This window comes from Shewanella colwelliana (assembly GCF_001735525.1).
Taxonomy (GTDB): domain Bacteria; phylum Pseudomonadota; class Gammaproteobacteria; order Enterobacterales; family Shewanellaceae; genus Shewanella; species Shewanella colwelliana.
On the sequence record NZ_MCBT01000018.1, the window covers coordinates 138,259 to 156,375 of the forward strand.

At 44.6% G+C, this 18,117-nt stretch carries 19 protein-coding genes; all 19 read right to left on the bottom strand.

Features of this window, described 5'->3' with window-relative positions; genetic code table 11:
- Positions 1-5: 5 nt before the first annotated feature.
- The 19 genes from BEL05_RS07325 to BEL05_RS07415 all read right to left on the bottom strand — a co-directional run bounded on the left by BEL05_RS07325 (position 6) and on the right by BEL05_RS07415 (position 18,078).
- Complete coding sequence (locus BEL05_RS07325; protein WP_069670764.1) at positions 6-1,439, bottom strand: sigma-54 dependent transcriptional regulator; 1,434 nt, start codon at positions 1,437-1,439, stop codon at positions 6-8.
- A 268-nt stretch (positions 1,440-1,707) separates the two neighbouring features.
- On the bottom strand, positions 1,708-2,118 hold the full coding sequence (gene fliS, locus BEL05_RS07330; RefSeq protein ID WP_069670765.1) for a flagellar export chaperone FliS: 411 nt from the start codon (positions 2,116-2,118) through the stop codon (positions 1,708-1,710).
- A gap of 6 nt (positions 2,119-2,124) precedes the next feature.
- Positions 2,125-2,445, bottom strand: coding sequence for a hypothetical protein (locus BEL05_RS07335; RefSeq protein ID WP_069670766.1), 321 nt, complete (start codon positions 2,443-2,445; stop codon positions 2,125-2,127).
- Between the two features lie 29 nt (positions 2,446-2,474).
- On the bottom strand, positions 2,475-3,845 hold the full coding sequence (fliD, locus tag BEL05_RS07340) for a flagellar filament capping protein FliD (RefSeq protein ID WP_069670767.1): 1,371 nt from the start codon (positions 3,843-3,845) through the stop codon (positions 2,475-2,477).
- 33 nt (positions 3,846-3,878) lie between these two features.
- On the bottom strand, positions 3,879-4,277 hold the full coding sequence (locus tag BEL05_RS07345) for a flagellar protein FlaG (RefSeq protein ID WP_069670768.1): 399 nt from the start codon (positions 4,275-4,277) through the stop codon (positions 3,879-3,881).
- A 107-nt stretch (positions 4,278-4,384) separates the two neighbouring features.
- Positions 4,385-5,203, bottom strand: coding sequence for a flagellin N-terminal helical domain-containing protein (locus tag BEL05_RS07350; RefSeq protein ID WP_069670769.1), 819 nt, complete (start codon positions 5,201-5,203; stop codon positions 4,385-4,387).
- A 236-nt stretch (positions 5,204-5,439) separates the two neighbouring features.
- Positions 5,440-6,261, bottom strand: a complete 822-nt coding sequence (locus tag BEL05_RS07355; RefSeq protein WP_069670770.1) for a flagellin N-terminal helical domain-containing protein — start codon at positions 6,259-6,261, stop codon at positions 5,440-5,442.
- Positions 6,262-6,348: 87 nt separating this feature from the next.
- A complete protein-coding gene (gene flgL / locus BEL05_RS07360) occupies positions 6,349-7,539 on the bottom strand; it encodes a flagellar hook-associated protein FlgL (RefSeq protein ID WP_069670771.1) in 1,191 nt (396 codons plus the stop codon).
- A gap of 12 nt (positions 7,540-7,551) precedes the next feature.
- Positions 7,552-9,462: a flagellar hook-associated protein FlgK gene (flgK, locus tag BEL05_RS07365; RefSeq protein ID WP_069670772.1), complete on the bottom strand. Its 1,911-nt coding sequence runs from the start codon at positions 9,460-9,462 to the stop codon at positions 7,552-7,554.
- A gap of 43 nt (positions 9,463-9,505) precedes the next feature.
- Positions 9,506-10,486 (bottom strand): flagellar assembly peptidoglycan hydrolase FlgJ, encoded by a 981-nt coding sequence (gene flgJ / locus BEL05_RS07370; protein WP_069670773.1) that lies wholly within the window; start codon positions 10,484-10,486, stop codon positions 9,506-9,508.
- 17 nt (positions 10,487-10,503) lie between these two features.
- Positions 10,504-11,595, bottom strand: a complete 1,092-nt coding sequence (locus BEL05_RS07375; RefSeq protein WP_069670774.1) for a flagellar basal body P-ring protein FlgI — start codon at positions 11,593-11,595, stop codon at positions 10,504-10,506.
- 10 nt (positions 11,596-11,605) lie between these two features.
- A complete protein-coding gene (gene flgH, locus BEL05_RS07380) occupies positions 11,606-12,280 on the bottom strand; it encodes a flagellar basal body L-ring protein FlgH (RefSeq protein WP_028765226.1) in 675 nt (224 codons plus the stop codon).
- 9 nt (positions 12,281-12,289) lie between these two features.
- Positions 12,290-13,078: a flagellar basal-body rod protein FlgG gene (gene flgG, locus BEL05_RS07385; protein WP_028765227.1), complete on the bottom strand. Its 789-nt coding sequence runs from the start codon at positions 13,076-13,078 to the stop codon at positions 12,290-12,292.
- Between the two features lie 10 nt (positions 13,079-13,088).
- A complete protein-coding gene (gene flgF / locus BEL05_RS07390; protein ID WP_028765228.1) occupies positions 13,089-13,832 on the bottom strand; it encodes a flagellar basal-body rod protein FlgF in 744 nt (247 codons plus the stop codon).
- A gap of 185 nt (positions 13,833-14,017) precedes the next feature.
- Positions 14,018-15,379 (bottom strand): flagellar hook protein FlgE, encoded by a 1,362-nt coding sequence (flgE, locus tag BEL05_RS07395; RefSeq protein ID WP_069670775.1) that lies wholly within the window; start codon positions 15,377-15,379, stop codon positions 14,018-14,020.
- 60 nt (positions 15,380-15,439) lie between these two features.
- Positions 15,440-16,243: a flagellar hook assembly protein FlgD gene (gene flgD, locus BEL05_RS07400; protein ID WP_028765230.1), complete on the bottom strand. Its 804-nt coding sequence runs from the start codon at positions 16,241-16,243 to the stop codon at positions 15,440-15,442.
- Positions 16,244-16,253: 10 nt separating this feature from the next.
- Positions 16,254-16,673 (bottom strand): flagellar basal body rod protein FlgC, encoded by a 420-nt coding sequence (flgC, locus tag BEL05_RS07405; RefSeq protein WP_069670776.1) that lies wholly within the window; start codon positions 16,671-16,673, stop codon positions 16,254-16,256.
- 2 nt (positions 16,674-16,675) lie between these two features.
- Positions 16,676-17,074, bottom strand: coding sequence for a flagellar basal body rod protein FlgB (gene flgB, locus BEL05_RS07410; protein ID WP_028765232.1), 399 nt, complete (start codon positions 17,072-17,074; stop codon positions 16,676-16,678).
- Positions 17,075-17,238: 164 nt separating this feature from the next.
- Positions 17,239-18,078 carry a CheR family methyltransferase gene (locus BEL05_RS07415; RefSeq protein WP_028765233.1) on the bottom strand — a complete coding sequence of 280 codons (840 nt, stop codon included), beginning with the start codon at positions 18,076-18,078 and terminating at the stop codon, positions 17,239-17,241.
- Positions 18,079-18,117 lie beyond the last annotated feature (39 nt).

Here is an 18,117-nt window from a genome sequence, read left to right on the forward strand (position 1 = left end):
CGCGGTTAATCTTTACTCATGCCATATTTACGCATTTTCTCTACCAAGGTAGTTCGGCGAATCCCCAACATTTCAGCGGCTCTAGCAACCACGTTATCTTGTTGATCTAGCGCTTGCCTGATCATATCAATCTCAAGTTCTGCAAGCAGATCCTTCAGGTTAACCCCTTCAGGTGGCAATTCGCTCGGGAATCGACTTTCAGGAATATCCACTTGAACTTCATCACTAAAAATAGAAGCCAATGCGTCTCGCTCAAGCTCCTCTTCACTAACTTGTACCTGATATTCAGGCACATCAATATGGCGATATTTTATTGGTAAATCATTAACGTCAACCAGCCCACCCGGATAAAGAATGGTGAGTCGTTCAACTAAATTAGAGAGTTCACGCACATTGCCAGACCATGAGTGTTCTTTAAGAGACTCTATCGCTCTCTGGGTAAAACGAACCTTGCCACGTCCTTCGTTATAAACGCGACTGACCAGTTCTTGAAGCAACAGTGGAATATCATCTTTTCGCTCGCATAGCGCAGGCATTTCAATCGGAAACACATTCAACCGATAAAACAGATCTTCACGAAACTCACCATCGGCGATCATGGTTTCTAGTTCTCGGTGCGTCGCAGCAATTACACGAACGTCGGTTTTTATCGCTTTACTACCGCCAACGCGCTCAAAGACACGCTCTTGCAATACTCGTAGTAATTTAACTTGCATCTGCAGAGGCATATCACCGATCTCATCGAGAAACAGCGTACCGCCTTCGGCGAGTTCAAAACGTCCTTTACGCGCACTAATCGCTCCCGTAAACGACCCTTTTTCATGACCAAAGAGTTCACTTTCTAACAGCTCTGCCGGAATTGCGCCACAGTTGACCGGAATAAAAGGTCCATCACGGCGCTCTGAAATATAGTGAATATTTCTTGCCACAACCTCTTTACCCGTTCCTGATTGTCCCAATACCAAAACTGTTGCATCTGACGTCGCAACTTGGTTGATAAGGTGACGGACTTGAGCAATACCATCACTACGGCCAACAAGGCTTCTAAACAGTTTGGTCTGGTTACCGCTGGTAGGTACATCAGGTCGTTTTGCCTGAACATATACTTGGCAAAAGTGCAATAACTCGGTCAATTGCGGATAATTGAGTGGCTCCTCAATATGACCTAAAATATTAGACGCATTGCCCTCGCCCAGTTCACCAAGCAGTAAAATGGGCTGCCATGGCAGCTTTGCAGCAATAGATAGTAGGAGTTCTTTCGATTGCGATTCTTGAGCAATGACTAGCGCTCTAAATCGGGTATTAGAAATTCGTGCTTCAAGCTTATCAACGGCAAGCAGTTCAACTTGTTCACCGAGAAACTCGAATACACACGATAAGCGATTAATTCGCTCTGATTGATTACCGACAAGTAGAATTCGTTGATCTGTTTGCATCATTTAAGAAGGCCGTAAAGCGCTCAGTGTTATTCGCATTAATTATTAGTGTTAGTTGCTTCGAAAGCGAGATAATTGTTTTAATACATTTCCATAAAATAACTATCAAGAGGAATAGTGTATTATCAGCGACATATTAGCAAGTATCAGATTCATTTTCTGACTAACTCATCTGATTTTAGAACAAATTCTCAACGTATCAAGCGGCAAACGTCAAACAGTTGACGCCTGCCAATATTTTGAACGGTTAAGTCATTACAGTATATACTGGTTAAACCGCTTCTGTATGAGAGGCTATATGGTGTTGCTCTTGAGGAATTGCGTCCCAGCCCTCTTTAATCGTGCGAATAATCTCACACACATCATCAATTGCCTGAACATCATTATTCACATTTGCTTCAGATATCTTACGCAACATGAAATCATACAAATCGCTTAAATTATTTGCGATATCTCCGCCAGCATCCATGTTTAAACTGTTGTTTAGACCAGTAACCAAGCCTATGGCCTTACCTATGTAGATACCTTTGTTTTGAATATCATTATGCTCAATGGCATAACGGCTTTGAGCAAGGCGTTGCAGCGCACCCTCAAACATCATCTGAATAATGCGATGTGGCGAGGCCACAGAGATTTCACTTTCTACTGACACTTTGCGATATGATTGAAGTGACTTTCTCATAAATACCTACCTATTCGAATCTATAGACTTATAAACATTAAGTTGGCGCTGGCTTTTACGTCCTAAATGAAGAAGTTCTTGGCGGTCTTTTAATAGCGAAACCGCTGCATTAGTGAACTGATTCGTGAGCGCTAATTGTGCCTCTAAAAATGATTTGTCTTCATCTTTAGGTGCTTGCAGCGCATTATCGAGTAAAAGTTGACGCTGCTCTACCAACTCAAGCAATTTTGATACCAACTCATCGGCAGCAAGTTCTTCAGCTGGAACTTTTTGCAAATGCTGTATAGCACTAACAATGTCTTGATTTAATTTATCCAATGATTGCAACTTGATATCACCTTATTGCTTAGACATCGCTAACCTTGTTGTTTAATAACACCTGGGAGTGAATTTAGACCATTCACAATGCCAGATGCTTGTTGGTTCAACTTACCAACAACCAAGTCCATCGCATTAAACTGCTTAAACAACCTCGCTTGCAATTGCTCCATCTTAAGCGAAAAAGCTTCTCGTTGATCTTCTAAACGCTGTTTATCATTTGTATATGCATTATTTCGTGAATCAATTAGGCCGCCAGATTTCACATAACCTTCGACTAAGGTATCAAGCCTAGTGGCGAGACCCGTTGTATCAGTTGCAAAAAGGTTCTCTATACTACCCATATCTTCACTTATGGCTTTATCGAGCTTAGTGCTATTAACACTGAGTTTACCGTACCTGTCTGCTTCAATTCCGATATCATATAGTGCAACAGACCCACCACCGTCATCGACACGGGTCGAGATCATATTGCGCAACTGAGACTCAATTGAGCGGATCATCGAGTCTCCCTGAAGCGCTGATGCTTTCTTTTTTTCAGAGTCATAGGATGAAATTGACTCAATAGTGCCTACAAGGCTGTTGTAAGCATCGACAAACCCCTGAACATTCTCTTTCACTGCCTCTTCATCAAGCTCTATTTTAAGCACTGATGTTTTATTGAGATCGGCATCAGTCAAATTTAACGTCACACCTGAAATGGCATTTTTGATCTCATTAGTTTCAGATTGTAACTTCTGACCGTCGATATAAATAATGGACTCTTTTGCTGCTTGAACTTCAGAGAGGTTGCCCACACCGAACATGTCATTCAGCCCTGTGCCAACTGTATCCGAAGCCGTAACACTCACATTACTAGCCGGTCCCTCGGTATCAGAACTAATCACCAAACGACTTCCGCCGTCAGTCGTCACGATTGTTGCTGTGACGCCCACATTATCATCGGCATTGTTAATTTTATCGGCAATAGCACTTAAGGAGTCACCCGGTTCAACCCCAACAGAAAACGTCTCTCCATTAACGGTAAAACCTAAACTCCCCTCTCCTACGGGGGCACTCACATCAGCAGTAAACGCGCCAGCAACTTTATGTCGTTGAGCCAACTGTTCGACGGAAATATTGTAACTACCAGTTTGGGCATTTTTATCAGCGGACGCTGTAAAGTAATTGCTATCCCCCGTGGAAACGCTACGTTGGTTTAACGCATCACCATCTTTTAATTTGTCTAAGGCATCTTGGAATGTAGACAAAGCGCTCTTAAGTGAGCCTATCGCTGACACCTTGGCATCGATAGTATCTTCAGTTTTATTAAATATCGCTTCTTTGGGCACTTTTTCTGCATCAACCAGCACACCGACAATAGTGTTGATATCAAGCCCTGAGCCTATTCCCGTTGCTGTTAATGCCATAAAAACCTCACTTAAATACGATCACAGAAAGCATTACGCTTCCGTTTTCATTAATAGACCTGTCACTTCAGACAGTTTTTGCGCCAGCTTCAATGCTTCTTCGTTAGGGATTTGACGGATAATATCACCTGAATCAATATCCAAAACACTAACAATATTTGTGCCAGAATCTTCGTCAATTTTAAACGCTAGTCCTTTTCGCATTACCGACATCATATCAGAAAGCTCATCGACTAAATTTTGTAACTCTTGTTTATCTTGCTCTTCAGGTTTTGACTGTTCCGCTTGCGCCTTTTCAGCTTCTTCAACCGCTTTAATTGAAGCACGGTTATCCAGCTCTACATCCTTTGCTGCACCAAGTTTAACTGGAGTAAAACCTATATCAATTTTAGCAGTTGTGGCACTAGATGCGTTGACTGTGTTGATATCCATCACATTCACCTCTACTCTGATTTCTCTTTATCCCTAAAACCACGAAAGGGAGATTCGTCACCGAACCTCCCTAATTAGTATCCATACTTAGACTAACTCATTACTAATTATAGTAATGATAGTGCTACCTGAGGAAGCTGGTTAGCTTGAGCTAACATAGCTGAACCAGTTTGTTGTAACACTTGGTTCTTAGTCATGGCTGAGGTTTCTTTCGCGAAATCGACATCAACGATACGACTCTTAGCATCTGCCACGTTAGCCTGAGTGTTAGCACTGTTACTAATATTATGTGATAGACGGTTTTGAATCGCACCTAAATCTGCACGCTGAGTATCAATAGTCTTAATCGCTTTATCAATTGCACCTAGTGCAGAAGCACGGTTTGCAGAAGTTGCTAAAGCCAAACCATTTACTGACAGAGTTGCTTTATCAGTCTTTTTAACTGTTACTTTGATATCTTCGCCATCTTGGTGACCAACTTGGAAATTCTTACCTGCAGAGAACCCACCAGTCATCAACTTTGTGTTACCAAAAGCTGTAGTAGTACCAATCGCGTCAATTTCATTGACCAATTGATCCATTTCAGCCTTAAGTGCTGAGATGTCGTCTGCACTGTTTGCACCGTTTTCAGCCTGAATAGTCAAGTCACGCATACGCTGCAGCATGTTTGTTTGCTCTTGCATCGCACCTTCAGCAATCTGCGCAATAGAGATTGCATCGTTAGCGTTACGCATACCCACTTCTAGACCACGAACCTGAGAGTTCAAACGGTTAGAAATCGCTAAACCTGCCGCATCATCTTTTGCACTGTTAATGCGAAGACCACTTGATAGACGCTCCATAGAGGTCGCTAGGTTACCACTAGAATGATTCAAGTTCTTTTGAGCTTTCATCGATGTAACGTTGGTGTTTACTGTAATAGCCATAATCGTTTCCTCTTTATACCTGACTTAATCACTTGCCTGTCTGATTGAGCCAGGCTGAGCTTATTGGTTACAGTATATGTAACGGCTGAGGTTTTTCGATCTTTAGGATATTTTTAAAAAAAACATTAAAAAATATTTATTAGCTATTATTTCAACACCTTAACTTTTTCGAAAACAACAAAGTGATGCACTAGAGAGACCATGCATCACTTTGTTGTCGAGCTAAATACCAGATATTAGCCCAATAGTGAAAGAGCAACTTGAGGTAACTGGTTGGCCTGTGCCAACATTGCAGAGCCCGTTTGTTGTAATACTTGGTTTTTGGTCATGGTTGATGTCTCTTTGGCAAAGTCGACATCAACAATTCGACTCTTTGCATCGGCAACGTTTGCTTGGGTATTCGCGCTGTTACTAATGTTATGTGCTAAACGGTTTTGTATCGCACCCAGATCTGCACGCTGCGTATCAATTGTTTTAATCGCCTTATCAATCGCTGTTAAAGCTGATGCACGATTTGCAGAAGTCGCATTATTAAGCGCTGCCACTGACAACGTAGTCTTATCTGTTTTCTTCACTTTAACCGTAACATCTTCACCATCTTGATGGCCGACTTGGAAAGCTTTACCTGCGGAAAATCCGCCTTGTAACAACTTAGTATTACCAAATGCTGTACTGGTACCAATATTATCAATTTCAGTCACTAACTGATCCATTTCAGCTTTAATCGCTGCTAAATCCTCTGTACTGTTAGCACCATTTTCCGATTGAATGGTCAGGTCGCGCATACGCTGAAGCATATTAGTTTGCTCTTGCATCGCACCCTCAGCAATTTGCGCTATCGAAATCGCATCGTTTGCATTACGCATACCCACTTCGAGACCACGTACCTGTGAGTTCAAGCGGTTAGAGATCGCAAGGCCTGCGGCATCATCTTTGGCACTATTAATTTTCAAACCACTGGATAAACGCTCCATTGATTGAGCTAAACCACCACTAGATACGTTTAGGTTCTTCTGAGCTTTCATCGATGTCACGTTAGTATTAACGGTAATAGCCATTGTGTTTTCCTCTTCTTGGTTGCACTGCCAAGACTTCGAGCTTGGCTAAAAATTCGTATTTGGTTGACCCTTCATGGATCGCATTATTTAGATATAATCAAATAGTGTTGTTGAGCCAACTTGACTAAAAACACTAGAGACCGCGTTTAAAGCGAGTTGCTGCTTCTCTAACTCTGTTATCGCCGAGGCATAATCTAAATCCTCTAACAGTGATAACGCCGAACTGTTCACTAATTTTTCTTCTGTATGGGTAGCACTGTAACTCTCTACACTTTTTAAACTGTTACCAGCTTGACCGCGCGCGATACTTATCTGATTGACGCCACTATCTAAGTTATTCAATATCTGTGCCAATTCCGACATCCCCTGTGGGGTATCCACTTTACTGGAATCTTCAACTAAGGATATTGCCTGGTTGATTGTGTCGAAAATGCTCACTTCACTTTGCGGCGTAATACTAAAACTGTCTCCCGCAGCAGGTTGGCCCTGAAGTTTGACCTCTATACCATTAAAGCTAACAGGATTAGTCGCATCAAAAGCAGGCACTGTCGTCACTAGCGCAGCGCTGGAATCTCTTACTTCCAGATTGGTGCCAACCATGGTAAAGGTATAAGTATCTTCCACATACGTCAGCGGATCGGCGATCGAAGCACTTTGAACATTGAAGTCGCCAACTTGAGTCGACAAATAATTGGCACTAAAATCACCAAGTCCTGATGGTGCATTCATAAAGGCTTTATCGCCTGGGATATTGGTTGCAACCATGACTCCTGAGCCTACGATTGCATCACGAGTACCGCTATCGCCGCTATAAACCACGTTACCCGAGGCATCAAATGCAAAGGGTTGCTTACCCGTCTCATAGCCAGCAAACATGAAATTACCCGATTCATCCTTGGTATTGGCTACAGCAAGCAGTTCTTCAAGCGTACCGCGTAGCTCATCGGCAATCATTTGCCGCTCAGAATCAGATAGGCCGCCATTAATTGCACGTAAGACTTGCTCCCTTACCGATCCAGTTAGCGTTTCTGCACTTCCGAGCTTACTTTCTGTTAATGACAAACGATTATTGGCGTAATCGATATTCTTCATAAATTGATCGACCAAAGCATTTTGCTGATTGAGATTATCAATGCCGATAGCAGCCACGGGATCATCGCCTGCGGTATTGACACGTTTACCGCTAGAAAGTTGGTCTAAAATTTTACTGGTCGATGTTTGTCTATCTAAAACACTATTAATGCTCTGATTAAACATCTGCGCCGTTGAGATTCTCATATCGTCTTACTCCTATCTCACCGAACTAAATAACGTATTAAATATTTCATTGGCTGTGGTCATGATGCGCGCCGAGGCTTGATAAGCCTGTTGAAAGCGCATTAAGTTGGCAGCTTCTTCATCTAAGTTAACCCCTGACTCACTCTGAACTCGGCTGTACGCCTGAGAGAAAACCGCTTCCGCACTACCTAGTGCGACCTGGGCAGCCTTAGATTTACCACCCACTTGTAATTTGGTGTTCTCATAAACATCTGAAAGTGTTGCGCTACCACCAGCCATTAATTTAGCTTCATTCAATTTGGCCATGGCAACAGCATTACTGTTATTGCCCTCAGCAGCGGAAAGGTCAAAGGTAAAACGGTCTGCCAAAGCGCCTGCGCTACTTTGCACATCAAAGTTCATTCCAAATGCATCGATCGTTGGCGCTGTATAGGTTCCAGTTCCTAATGAAGTGCCTGCTACATCAAATGCTTCATAACTGTTGGTCGTCGTATCTATTTCAAAGGTAATTTGAGCACCAACGCCAGGAAATCCTGGGGCAGATGCATCCATTGCGTTCAATGTGATCGCAGTATTACCTGAATTAGTTGAATCAGCCGTAATGGTAGGCCCTGCTGCCGCAATACCTTTAGGGTCGGTCATCACCACAGATATTCCTGCTGCCGCACCAGAAGTTGGGCGAATTTCAAATCGGTCACCAGACGCAAACGCCCCTGAATCAATGTTAATTGTAAAGCCGTCACCCCCACTAAGTTCAGTGCCATTTAGTGTTAGTGGCGTTACGTTGCCGTGATTGTCTGTTAATTCATAGGTTGCAGGAGCCGTAAAACTAAGTTCATAGCTTTCACCTGTTAACGCACTCACGTCATCGATATTTACCCTAAGCGCCGCGTTACCTGTGTTATTGGCAAAGTCACCCACTCGTCCCACAGTCACTTTTGGGTCATTGATATCTAAAAACAAATCTGATCCAACTTGGCCATTGAGATCAAAACCTTGCGATTGGGCTTCGTTAAATGCATCCGCAACCCCTAAGGCCAGTTGACCAAGCTCCAGTTGCGCAGGGATCAATGTTTCGTCTCTGAACTCAAACAACGCCCCTAAACTGCCGCCCATTTTGGCAGGATCAATCACTAAACTTTGAGCACCCGCTGATGTGGTAATCCGCAATTCACCTGGATAGGGGTCACCTGTGGTAGACCCCATCTGCATAGATACTTCGCCAGACACTAACATTACCGCGCCGCCAAGCATGATACTTTTTGCACCTGATTCCAGTGGGATTACATTAACTTGTGAATATTCGCTTAACTCTTGAATGAGTGCATCTTGCTTGTCGAGTAACTGTGAATCATTACCCTGGGATTTCATTAACTCTTGGTTGAGGTGGCCAAGCTCGTTACTGATCTCATTAATCCGATCGGTGATCGCCGAAATCTGATCGTTTGTTTGCTTCATCTGACCATCAAGATGAGATTGCATCTGGTTAAGGGCTGTGGCCAATTGGCCGGCATTACCTAATACGGTACCGCGAATACCGATATCATCGGGTAAATCAGCAAGGCTATTGAGGCCCGCAAACAGATCATTTAGTCCTTGAGGAACAGCCTTACCAATTTGCGAAAACAGTTGGTCAAGCTCGCCCATCTTAACTTGAGTCGTTTCAGCTTGGCTGACAGCGGTTTGCCCAATCCGAAGCTCGCGCGCAGCATAATCGTTATAGATGCGTTTAACATCGGTAATATAGGTGCCAGCACCATAAAAACTGTTGCCAAAACGCTGTGACTCTAAGCTAGATTGCTCTGCGACCTGACGATGATAACCTTGAGTATTGGCATTGGTGATATTATTACTCGTCACAGCCAATTGAGACTGCGAGGCTAATACCCCGGTGCGCGCGATGTTGAGTAGATCCATTGACATTAGCCAACACTCCTTAAATTATCACCCGTTATTGCATGGCACATCATGGCGTCACCTCCGACACAGCCGCTTTAATATCTTTGGTCACCGACTGCAATACTTTCATTACTTTGTCTGCGTACTTAGGATCTGTCGCATACCCAGCATCTTGTAACCCTTTAATAAAACGCTCAGGGTTTGCAGCCTGCTTAACGGCCTCTTGATACCTTGGTCCCTCTTTAATAAAAGAAACAAAGTCATCAAAGCTCTGTTTGAAATCCTCATATACGCGAAAATCTGCACGCTGCTTAACCGCAACACCTTGCTCAAACTCCAATGTGCTCACACCCGCTTTATCACCCTGCCAACGACGGTCTGCTTTAATATTAAAAAGGTTATTGCTGGGCTCGCCATCGGCGCGGCGGATCATCTTTTGCCCCCAGCCCGTTTCCAGTGCCGATTGTGCAATGAGCACTTCTGGCGTCGTCCCTATTGCTTTAGCCGCTTCCTGTGCATGAGGATATAGCGCAGTAATAAACGCCTCTCGACTCTCAAATCCCTTGTTGCTCGCTTGCGATGGCAACACTTTGCCGCTCACCACATCATCAATGACATGATTGGCCCTTGGCTCGGCTCGTTTAGCCATTGTTAGTTGGTCAAGGCTCGGTGACATCATATTGACGCCCGATGTATTTGGAATATTGCCTCTGAGTACCGAGGCGGGGGTCATGGCACTGGTCTCGGGAGAGAGTTGTTGCACCATTAAGTCCGCTAGGCCTAACATCCCTTTATCAGACAGGTTCACTGACATCTGCTGATCGTGCATCTGCTCGTAAAACTTGGTGTATTGACTGTTCATCGGGCTGTCAGACTCAAACACTGCATTGGCATCTCGCATGCTTTTCATCAGCATCTGCACAAAGATCCCCTCAAACTGCTGTGCAACTTCTTTCAGGGCTGCCTGGTCATCTTTTTGCGCTTTGGCACGTAGGGAGTCTAGGCCCCCTATGTCCAAAAAGTGTGATGAGTTTGACAGCTTATCCATAGTCAGTCCGACAGAAATTAGATGATGATAAGTTCACCATGCAAAGCTCCTGCCACCTTTAAGGCTTCAAGGATTGCAAGGACATCAGAAGGCGCAGCGCCCACTAAATTGACCGCTCTGACGAGCTCATCAAGTGTGGTGCCTGGATTAAAGAGGAACATACGATTATCTTCTTCAGATACATCGAGAGTACTGTCACTGGTCACAACCGTATTACCACCAGCAAATGGGTTTGGCTGTGAAACTTGGGTTGCCTCAGCAATTGTCACCGTTAGTCCACCATGAGTCACAGCAGCTGGCAGCAAGCGAACATCTTTACCGACGACAATCGTGCCAGTGCGAGAATTCACAATCACTTTGGCAGATTCAGAAGCTGGCTCCACTTCGATATTTTCAAGCGTTGCTAAAAATGACACGCGTTGAGAGACATCTCGCGGTGCACTCACCTGCACTGATGCCGCATCTAAGGGACGCGCCATGCCAGGACCGAGTAGTTCATTGATTGCATCGGCTAATCGCTTGGCAGTAGAGAAATCAGCACGGCGTAAATTAAACGTCAGGTGATCGCCAGTAGAAAATGGCGTTGCGACTGTTCGCTCAACAATGGCACCGTTAGGAATACGGCCAACCGTAGGTGTATTTTGAATGACTTTAGAACCATCTAAGCCTTCAGCACTAAAACCACTCACCACCATACTGCCCTGTGCGATAGCATATACATTACCATCTACCCCTTTGAGGAAGGTTTGCAGTAATGTTCCACCACGAAGGCTCTTTGCCTCACCTAGGCTCGACACAGTCACATCTAACGTTTGCCCAGGCTTAATAAAAGCGGGCATATCGGTATGCACAGCAACAACTGCAACGTTTTTAACTTTAGGCCTAAAGTTATCAGGGAGGTTGATACCGAAATTTTTCAGCATCGTCTTAAATGTCTGCTCAGTGTAACGGGTTTTTTCACCCGTTCCCGGCAAACCAACCACTAGGCCATAGCCAATCAGTTGGTTGCTACGTACCCCTTGTACATTGGCAATATCTTTAATTCGCTGGGCAGCACTACCGGCTGAAAACAGCACGAGTACTACCGCCAAAATCATCTTCATTTTCATGACATACTCCTTAGAAAGGCCACCAACTACTCATGAAAAACTGACTTAACCAACCCACTTTTTGAGCATCAGCAAATGTGCCAGTGCCGCTGTATTGAATACGAGCATTGGCGACGCGCTGGGAGTCAATGGTGTTATCAGGTCGAATATCTTGAGAGCGGACAATTCCTGTGACGCGGACAAATTCATCGCCATTATTAATGGTTATCCACTTTTCGCCACGAATGACTAAATTGCCATTATTGAGCACCTGCATCACATTTGCTGAGATACTGCCCGATAGGCTGTTACTCTGATCCGAATCAGACTCACGCTTAGTATTCATGCTATCTTTATAACGCAGGTCAATCGGTTGCCCGCCAATGGTGACGTTGCCACCGCCCGCATAAATAGGATCGAGTGTTAAGTCAGAGCCCTTCTTAATTTCATTATTGGCACTTTTTGATGCTTGGGTTGATTCTTGTAAAATCACCGTAATGATGTCGCCGACCTTGAGCGCCTTAATATCTGAGTAGAGACTCGATGCCTGACTATCTTGATACATAGACCCAGTGGCCGCGATTTTCGTTGGCGGCGCCTCTGGATAAACCGGCGCGTAATAAGGATCATCCGCTATTGGCTTATTATTGGTAGAATTACAACCTACCAAGATAACTGCAGCGGCGAAAATGAGGTACTTAGTCATAATAAGCCTCTACAAATTCTGATTAACATAAGACAACATCTGATCGACGGCCGAAATCACTTTTGAGTTCATTTCATAAATGCGTTGGCTTTCAATAAGGTTTACAAGCTCTTCGGTAACATTCACGTTTGAAGTTTCCAACGCCCCTTGGCGAATAGCCCCCATACCGTCAAGTGAAGCTGTTCCCTGAATAGGTGTACCACTGGCTCCGGTCTCTGTGTAGAGGTTCTGTCCCATAGGATCTAAGCCGCTTGGATTAATAAAATCAGACATCTGCAGCTGACCAACCACTTGGTTTTCAGCTGTGCCCGGTGTTTTAACCGAGACTTCCCCTTCTGATGATACGGTGATACTGATGGCATCATCGGGAATGGTGATCGCAGGTTGCAGCACATAACCTGAACCAGGCGTTACGATTTGCCCTGTATCATCCAAAGTGAACTGGCCGTTTCGAGTATAAGCCGCTGTACCATCTGGCATCTGCACTTCAAAAAATCCTGGACCTTCAATCATCAAGTCCAGCGAATTATCGGTGGTCAGCATATTGCCTTGGGTAAACATCTTCTGGGTGGCGACCACTTTGGTACCAGCACCAATATTTAAACCGTTCGGCAGTTTGGTATTAGAAGCACTTATACCACCGGCTTGGTTAACAGTCTGATATAACAGATCTTCAAATACGGCACGGCTTTTCTTGTAACCAACAGTGCTAGCATTTGCCACATTGTTGGAGATCACCGAGATATCTGTTTGCTGGGCATCTAAGCCAGTCTTACTAATCCATAACGCGGGATGCATAATCTATCTCCTAACTAATGCGCATTAATGACGAAGAGGCTTGATCCATCTCTTCGGCGGTTTTCATCATTTTGACTTGCATCTCAAATTGGCGTTGCAAATCAATCAAAGACACCATCTCGTCGACAGCGTTAACATTACTGCCTTCTATTGCACCACTCTCTATCGATACAAAAGGATTGGCTGCGGCAACTTCGCCAGAGATTTGACGAAACAGTCCGTCTTCACCTCTCATCAGGTTTTGATTGCCCGGATTAACCAGTTTAATTCTGCCCACCTCTTCAATCACTTCAGCAGTTGAACCCAATGGACGGACAGAGATCACGCCATCTTGGGCAATCTCAATTTTTTCAATAGGAAGCGGTAATACAATTGGACCCGCGTCACCCATAATAGGGTTGCCACGGTCATTGCGAAGTAAACCAGTGGAGTCAAAACTTAAGCTACCTGAACGCGTATAAGCTTCGCCGCCGTCAGCACCCTGTACCGCGAGCCAGCCATCACCTTTCACGGCGATATCCAAATCCCGACCAGTGGTTTTAATCGGACCATGGCCAAAATTAGCTGACGGACTTTCTGTCATAGAAAACACACGGGTCGGCAGACCTTCACCAAAAGCCTGCATAGAGCGCGCTTGCTCTAAATCCGACTTAAAGCCGTCGGTATTGGCATTTGCAAGGTTGTTAGCTCGCACTGCCAGCGAATTCATATTCTGCTTGGCGCCACTCATGGCGACATAGAGTAATTTATCCACTTGCTGCTCCGTCAATGTTTCAACTAAAAACTGTCTAATAACAGTACAAAGCAAACATCATGCCAACAAAGGTTATCGTCTAACGGTTAAATACAAGCAGATAGAAGGAATAGAGGAAGGGATAAATGAAAAAGCGGAAATGTGTTGCCGTGGCGGCAACACATTCCATTATGTTAACTAAGCAATTAGCGGATCTGTAGCACTGTTTGCTGTAGCGTATTGTTCACTTCTAGGGTTCTTGAGTTTGCCTGGAAATTACGCTGCGCCGAAATTAGGTCAACAAGCTCTGTGGTCAAGTCAACGTTCGACTGCTCAAGTGCAGATGAGCGAATACTACCAAAGGTACCACTATTAGCTTCACCCGCCAGCGCAGGACCAGAGTCAAGGCTCTCTTTCCAAGAGGTATTACCTGCCTGTGTTAAACCTTGCTCATTAGAGAAACGCGCCAGCGCAACACGTGCTAAAGGCACTGTTGAACCATTACTATAACTTGCGTTAATCAAACCATCTGCACCGACTTCTACGTTAGTCAAACGACCCACTGTCGTCCCGTCTTGTGTCAACTCAGTGACCTCAAATGGTGACGAGTATTGTGTCGGGTTGTTAAAGTTAAGCGTTAACGTCTGTGTACCATCGGTACCAGGACCGAGTACGTTCGCTCCACCAACGCCCAGTTGCTCTGTGGTAATAATCGCTGGATCGCTCCCAGTATAGGCACCGGTATCATTGAATGAAATCGTTGACCCCTTCCAACCGCTGGCATTAACCGCTGTGCCGGTAGCATCAGCCACGCCATCACCAGTTGTGTCACGACCGTAAGTACCAGCAGCGCCCGCTAAGTCGACCTGTTTCCCATCCACTGCGTAGAAGGCAACCCAGTTACTTTCGCCAGTGTAGGCAGCTTCTGGTGGTCGAACGAAATAGGAGGTTAAGATATGAGGCTCACCCAATGAATCATACATAGTCACTGAGGTTGAGTTATTAAAGGTGTCTGGATTGTTGGGATCAAATGCGGCTGGATCTAGCGTCGCTTCACCCGCATTCAGGTTCATCTGAATGCCGATGTTTTCGGTTTTTTGTGGGCTGCCCGCCGTGTCAGGAATCTTAACAGGCTGAGTGGTCGTCAAACTCACCGATGTCGAATTACCGTCTTTATCAACTGGGAAAGTTTGTAAGAAATTACCCGCTGAGTTAACTAAGTAACTGTTTGCATCAACTTTAAATGCGCCTGCACGTGTATACGAAAGGTCTTGAGAGCCCACTTCAGAAGAGGTCACAAAAAAACCACCGCCGTTAATCGCCATGTCGAGTGCATTATTGGTAAACTGCAAACTGCCCTGCTGGAACTGCTGCGCCACCTGTGCCGTCGTCACACCACCACCAACAGTCGTTTTGCTGTTAGCAAAGATTGAATTAGCGTATACATCGGCAAATTCCGCACGGGATTCTTTAAAACCGACAGTATTAACGTTAGCAATGTTATTTGCCGTGGTATTGAGATCTTTCTGTGATGCTGAAATACCACTCAATGCAATGTTAAATGACATAAATCACCTCTTTAAAATTTAAAAAATCGTGTTGGACCTTATGCCCTAACTGTTGCTTATCTATGTTTCAGACACAGCAAGTACATCACCAAGTTTAATACCACCAATGCCTCTGAGGTTTAATATCGCCCCAGTGCTAGCGGTACCCAATGAAACACTCGTTACATGTGCATAGGTTGAAACGGCCAAGTCTTGACTCTCACCATCTACTCGTCCGCTCGCCTTAATTGAATAATTACCGCTGGTAACAGGCTCACCATTTTTATCTAGACCGTCCCAGGCAATATCAATATTGCCTCCGGCACTGCCATCGACAGTATAGGTTTTAACTAATTGCCCTTTTTCATCCTCAATACGTACCGTAATGGTGTCGATAGCCTCTGGGGTGCTGATGATCCCCTTAAGCGATGGATCTTCAGCCGATATATGCCCGGTATCTGAAGGAATCAGGACTTTCTGCCCCACAAGCCCCGAAGCTTGCAATGCCTGGCTAGAGGTCATCACAGTATTAAGATTAACAATCTCTTCATTAAGCTTGGTAATGCCATCGACCGTTGAAAATGATGCCATTTGTGCAATCATTTGATCATTGTCGACGGGTTTAAATGGGTCTTGCATTGACAACTGCTGACTCAATAATGAAAAGAAATCCTCTTGGGTCAGCTCTTGGCTTTTGGCTTCAGGAATACTTGATTCTTCTGGCAAACGAATACCATCAAGAAACGGATTGCCTGTCGTCTGTGTCTGCGTCGTCGTACTGCTGTTTGCAGACGCCCCGCTTGACGATGCAGGTGCTATCCCTTGTCCACTTGTACCTTGAGTACTTAAAGGGGACTGGCTGCTTAGTGGGTTAATGAGGCTCACTACCTACCTCCTAGGATTTGCCAATTCGTAAAGTCTGCTGAAGCATAGATTTCGCCGCTTCAGCTACTTGTACGTTCATTTGATAAGAACGTGATGCAGAGATCATATTTGCCATCTCCTCCATCACATTCACATTGGGCTTATAAATAAACCCATCTGCATCCGCCAATGGATGATCTGGCGAATACTCTTTTTGTAATGGTTTATCACTTTCTACAACACCGGCAACTTTTACCGACTGTGATGTTTGTTGCTGATGGCTTGCTTTGGCCATCTCTGCTTCAAACACTGGGTGGCGGGCGCGATAGGTTTGATCTATGCTGCTGGACACTGAATCAGCATTAGCGATATTACTGGCAGTAGTATTCAGACGTATCGACTGCGCCGACATACCTGAACCTGCAACATTAAAGATATTAAATAAGCTCATCACTAATTTCCTTTAAGTGCTTTTTTCATGCCAGCAAATTTGCTGTCTAGAAAACCCAAAGACATCTGATACTCAAGCGCATTTTGCATAAACTCAGATTGCTCTTGTTGAATATCAACCGTATTACCATCGCCCGTGTCGGGCTGATTGGGTACGCGATAACTAATATGTTGCTGCGACAACGCTGCCAAATCGAAATGTTTACTATCACTTTTGCTCATGGAGAGGCCGCCTTGAGTGGTCCTTGCTGCCTGAAGCGCTTTGTCAAAATCCAGATCTTTGGCTTTGTAGTGAGGTGTATCGGCATTAGCGATATTGGACGAGATCACTTGAGCACGGGCAGAACGTATACCTAACGTATACTGATGCACCCCTAATGCCTTATCAAAATTAATCGCCATAAAATTGCCTCCTCATACAGATGCAATAAATAAAGCAATAGTCATGCCAAAAAAGTATTAGGTGAGCATTATGATGAAGGAGGAATATTCAGCCATAAAAAATGCCAGTAAATTACTGGCATATACGACGAAAAATCAAAGATAAAATGTATAAAACTATGTAATTAGGTACGCTTTTGGTAATAGATGCCTGGATTACACCGTACCATGTCAAACTCTTCGGTTAAGCCAGCGATTGACTCTGATGCGCCCAAAAACAGGATCCCTTTAGGGTTAAGTGCGGCAGCAAATTGCCGCAGTATTTTCGCCTTTGCCTCAGGCGCAAAATAGATCAGTACATTACGGCAAAAGATAATGTCAAACTTACCCAGCAAGGTATAACTCTCAAGCAAATTGTGGGCCCTAAAATTAACGAAGCGCTTAACGTTTGGCTTGACCATCATAGTTCCACTGCCAGTCGATTCAAAAAACTGCCGCTTACGCTCATCTGATAGTCCGCGACCGAGAGCCAAATTATCATACTCAGCCGTTTTACAGCGTTCTAGCATTGACGGTGACAGATCGGTCGCCAAAATCGACGCGCTGCCAGGCAAGGCCCCCGGTTTGCGCTGTTGATACTCTAATATGGTCATTGCCAAAGAATATGGCTCTTGACCAGACGAGCAGGCCGCCGACCAAATTTTTATGGGACGACCAAGCCGAGAGTATTCAGGCAACAAGGTATTGGATAATAACTCAAACGGATAACGGTCCCTAAACCACAATGTTTCATTGGTGGTCATGGCATCGATGACTTCAGCCCTTAACTGACGCTCAGTGGGCTTCATCGAATGCTTTACCACCTCTGACAATGAGGGTAGATTGTATTTCCCCATTAATGGGGCAAGGCGACTGCGAACCAAATATTGCTTATTGTCTCCCAGCACGATACCGCTGTGCTGTTCAAGAAAAAGCCTAAATTGATTGTACTCTGCTTCAGCAAGTGATTTATTCGGCACCCTGATATCCCAATATCAAAAAGAAAACACGCTACAAGTTACACT

Bases quoted from the DNA above. Each gene is read 5' to 3' on its own strand.
- flgJ (WP_069670773.1), bottom strand. From the start codon at position 10,486: ATGGATAAGCTGTCAAACTCATCACACTTTTTGGACATAGGGGGCCTA.
- BEL05_RS07345 (WP_069670768.1), bottom strand. From the start codon at position 4,277: ATGGATATCAACACAGTCAACGCATCTAGTGCCACAACTGCTAAAATT.
- BEL05_RS07355 (WP_069670770.1), bottom strand. From the start codon at position 6,261: ATGGCTATTACCGTTAATACTAACGTGACATCGATGAAAGCTCAGAAG.
- BEL05_RS07350 (WP_069670769.1), bottom strand. From the start codon at position 5,203: ATGGCTATTACAGTAAACACCAACGTTACATCGATGAAAGCTCAAAAG.
- flgH (WP_028765226.1), bottom strand. From the start codon at position 12,280: ATGACTAAGTACCTCATTTTCGCCGCTGCAGTTATCTTGGTAGGTTGT.
- fliD (WP_069670767.1), bottom strand. From the start codon at position 3,845: ATGGCATTAACAGCAACGGGAATAGGCTCAGGGCTTGATATCAACACT.
- flgC (WP_069670776.1), bottom strand. From the start codon at position 16,673: ATGAGCTTATTTAATATCTTTAATGTTGCAGGTTCAGGTATGTCGGCG.
- flgK (WP_069670772.1), bottom strand. From the start codon at position 9,462: ATGTCAATGGATCTACTCAACATCGCGCGCACCGGGGTATTAGCCTCG.
- BEL05_RS07325 (WP_069670764.1), bottom strand. From the start codon at position 1,439: ATGATGCAAACAGATCAACGAATTCTACTTGTCGGTAATCAATCAGAG.
- flgE (WP_069670775.1), bottom strand. From the start codon at position 15,379: ATGTCATTTAACATTGCATTGAGTGGTATTTCAGCATCACAGAAAGAT.
- BEL05_RS07375 (WP_069670774.1), bottom strand. From the start codon at position 11,595: ATGAAAATGAAGATGATTTTGGCGGTAGTACTCGTGCTGTTTTCAGCC.
- flgG (WP_028765227.1), bottom strand. From the start codon at position 13,078: ATGCATCCCGCGTTATGGATTAGTAAGACTGGCTTAGATGCCCAGCAA.
- flgB (WP_028765232.1), bottom strand. From the start codon at position 17,074: ATGGCGATTAATTTTGATAAGGCATTAGGGGTGCATCAGTATACGTTA.
- fliS (WP_069670765.1), bottom strand. From the start codon at position 2,118: ATGAGAAAGTCACTTCAATCATATCGCAAAGTGTCAGTAGAAAGTGAA.
- flgL (WP_069670771.1), bottom strand. From the start codon at position 7,539: ATGAGAATCTCAACGGCGCAGATGTTTAATCAGAGCATTAATAGTGTT.